This is a genomic window from Anabaena sp. UHCC 0253, assembly GCF_009712085.1.
Lineage (GTDB): Bacteria > Cyanobacteriota > Cyanobacteriia > Cyanobacteriales > Nostocaceae > Dolichospermum.
In genome coordinates this window covers 448156-450905 of the sequence record NZ_VILD01000003.1, presented here as the reverse complement: position 1 = coordinate 450905, position 2750 = coordinate 448156, and the positions used below count along the sequence as shown (strand labels likewise).

1 protein-coding gene and 2 pseudogenes are annotated in these 2750 nt (G+C 37.8%); 2 read left to right on the top strand and 1 reads right to left on the bottom strand.

From position 1 onward, the window contains the following. Window positions 1–195: pseudogene (locus tag FJR38_RS28390) on the top strand (hypothetical protein); the annotation flags it as partial. Window positions 196–354: 159 nt separating this feature from the next. Then, window positions 355–2466 (top strand): S8 family serine peptidase, encoded by a 2112-nt coding sequence (locus FJR38_RS10270; RefSeq protein WP_168536833.1) that lies wholly within the window; start codon window positions 355–357, stop codon window positions 2464–2466. Between the two features lie 4 nt (window positions 2467–2470). Here FJR38_RS10270 and FJR38_RS10265 read toward each other — a convergent pair. Then, window positions 2471–2750, bottom strand: a pseudogene (locus FJR38_RS10265) (hypothetical protein); the annotation flags it as partial.

Sequence of the window (2750 nt, the reverse complement as noted above, 5' to 3'; positions counted from 1 at the left end):
CAACCTTTTGAGTTAAAGTTTGCTGTCACTGTAGCTACTGGAAAGACGATAGATATTCTTCAACCTGTATCAAATGTCAGTGAAAGTCAGCAAGGTACAACTACTGGGTTTGTGCAACCTTTGATTTGGTTGGGGATTTTACTCCTGTCTGGCGGTATTGTGGTTTTTTTAGTCCAAAATATGAAGCCAAAATGAACTACTTCCAGGGATTTAGCATATTTTTTATGCTAAGTTTTGACTGAGCTTTAAACTGGTGCAAATGAGTGTTTCTTATCTGTTCCCTATTCCCTTTTTTTGTAATTTTAGGCACTGAAGAACCGAAATAAATTGAGTGATTAAAACCATACTTAACTTATGAGTGATAATATTAATTCTGCGGATTTCCCGAAATCAGATGAACCAAATAATAGCCAAGGATTAATTCTACAGCGCGGTGGTGAAGAATTAATGTTAGAAAAAGCGTTATATCGCTTTACTATCCGGCTTAATAAGAGCTTTTCGCGTGATCAATTATCAAAAATGCCTTGGGGTGTATGGCGGCGTAGCATACCTCAAGCCAAATTAGAACTATATACGGTTGATCCTGACCAGCTAGAAGCAAGAATGTCTCAACTCCGCACAGATCCCAATGTGGACTTTGTTAGTCATGTTTATAAACTTGACAACAATCCTGGTACATTTGTTTATTTAAGTGACCAAATTACAATCCAATTTGCTACTTGGGTAGATAATAATAAAATTAATACTATTGCCAATACTTTTAATTTAGTTCAAGAGCAACCTGTTTTAGGTATACCGAATACTTTTGTTTTTCTGGTTAGTAAACAAGCCACACAAAACCCAATTAAAATTACCAATCAATTACAAACACTGCCAGAAGTTTTAGCTGCTGAACCAAATATTCTGATTCAACAAGAACCTCATTATAGACCTAAAGATTCCCTTTATCCTCAGCAATGGTATCTCAATCATGCTAGTAGTAGTAATCAATTGATAACTGGTTCTCATATTTCTGTAGAACAAGCTTGGGATACTACTCGTGGTGTGCGTTCTGTGGTGGTGGCTGTGGTGGATGATTCCTTTGATTTGCATCACCCAGATTTTCAAGGTATTGGTAAAGTTGTTGCACCTAGAGATTTAAAAGACAATGACTTTTTACCCTTACCAGGAGAAAAAGAAACCAGTCACGGTACTGCTTGCGCGGGAATAGCTTTAGCGGAAGAAAATGGAGCGGGAATTGTGGGAGTTGCCCCTGGTTGTGCAATGATGCCAATTCGTACTACTGGTTTTTTAGATGATCGATCAATTGAGGATGTTTTTGATTGGGCTGTGGAAAAAGGAGCAAGTGTAATTTCTTGTAGTTGGGGAGCTTCGGCTGTTTATTTTCCTCTTTCTATCCGTCAAAAGGCGGCTATTAGTCGTGCTGCTACTAATGGCAGAAAGGGAAAAGGATGTGTAATTGTCTTTGCGGCTGGAAATGCTAATCGTCCAATTAATGGGACTGTTAATGAACAGAATTGGCCAAAAAATATTGTTCAAGGTAATACAAATTGGTTAAGCGGTTTTGCAGTTCATCCTGATGTTATTACTATATCTGCATCTACTAGTTTAAATAAGAAAGCTGCCTATAGTAATTGGGGAGATAATGTTTCTGTTTGCGCTCCTAGTAATAATGCCCCTCCAGGGATGTGGTTTCAAGAAACAGGTTTTGTTTATACACAACCGGCAATTGTTTCTTCTCTGTTTGGATTGGGAATGTTAACTACAGACCAAATAGGAGCGGCTGGTTATGATGCCGGCAATTTTACTAATAACTTTGGTGGAACTTCTAGTGCTACTCCGATAGTAGCAGGAGTAGCGGCTTTAGTCTTATCAGCTAATCCTAATTTAACAGCCCAACAAGTTAAACGTATTCTCCAAGATACTGCTGATAAAATTGTTGATAATAACCCTGATCCTCAATTGGGTGTACGTGGGGGTACTTATAATAGTAATGGTCATAGTCAATGGTTTGGTTATGGCAAAGTCAATGCAGCTAAGGCTGTGAGACTAGCGCAGCAGATGAGTGTGGTAGCTCAAATTACTAATAAACAAACACAGGTAAAAAATACTCAAGTAGTGAGTATTCCTGATGATGATAGACAGGGAATTAAAAGTGCGATCGCTATTAATGAAGCTGTTAAGATTAATGATATCCAAGTCACAGTTAATATTACCCATGATTTTCTAGGAGATTTAGAAGTTTATTTAATTGCTCCCACTAATCAACGGATATTATTACAAAGTCGGACATTAGGCCGTCGGACTCAATTACAAAATACTTACACAGTGCGATCGCATCCTGCCCTCAAACAATTACTTTCTCTACCTGCTCAAGGACGTTGGCAATTACAAGTTATTGACTATGCTGCCCAAGATATAGGCAAACTTAATAATTGGGAATTGCTAATTGGATACGGAAATTAATTTATTATCTTGTAGAAACACGGCAATCAGGATTATTTAAACCTGAACTTTGAAGTGTCACTTGTGGCGTTTCTGCGGTGAGAATCACTTTACCATCAGCAGAAATTACCCATCCCTGTGCTTGCTGAATAACCCGATTTTGCATCTTTGATGAATCATTATTAATCACAACTGGTGTGATTTTTTCTTGACTTGTAGAAACTACATCTACCAAATCTACTAAAGGAGTTGTACCAGTTAATAAATCACTAGGATTAGATGGTAATCCACCTTTACCGACAATG

What these genes read in the sequence shown, in the direction of transcription:
- FJR38_RS10270 (WP_168536833.1), top strand. Translation starts at nt 355, where the DNA reads ATGAGTGATAATATTAATTCTGCGGATTTCCCGAAATCAGATGAACCA.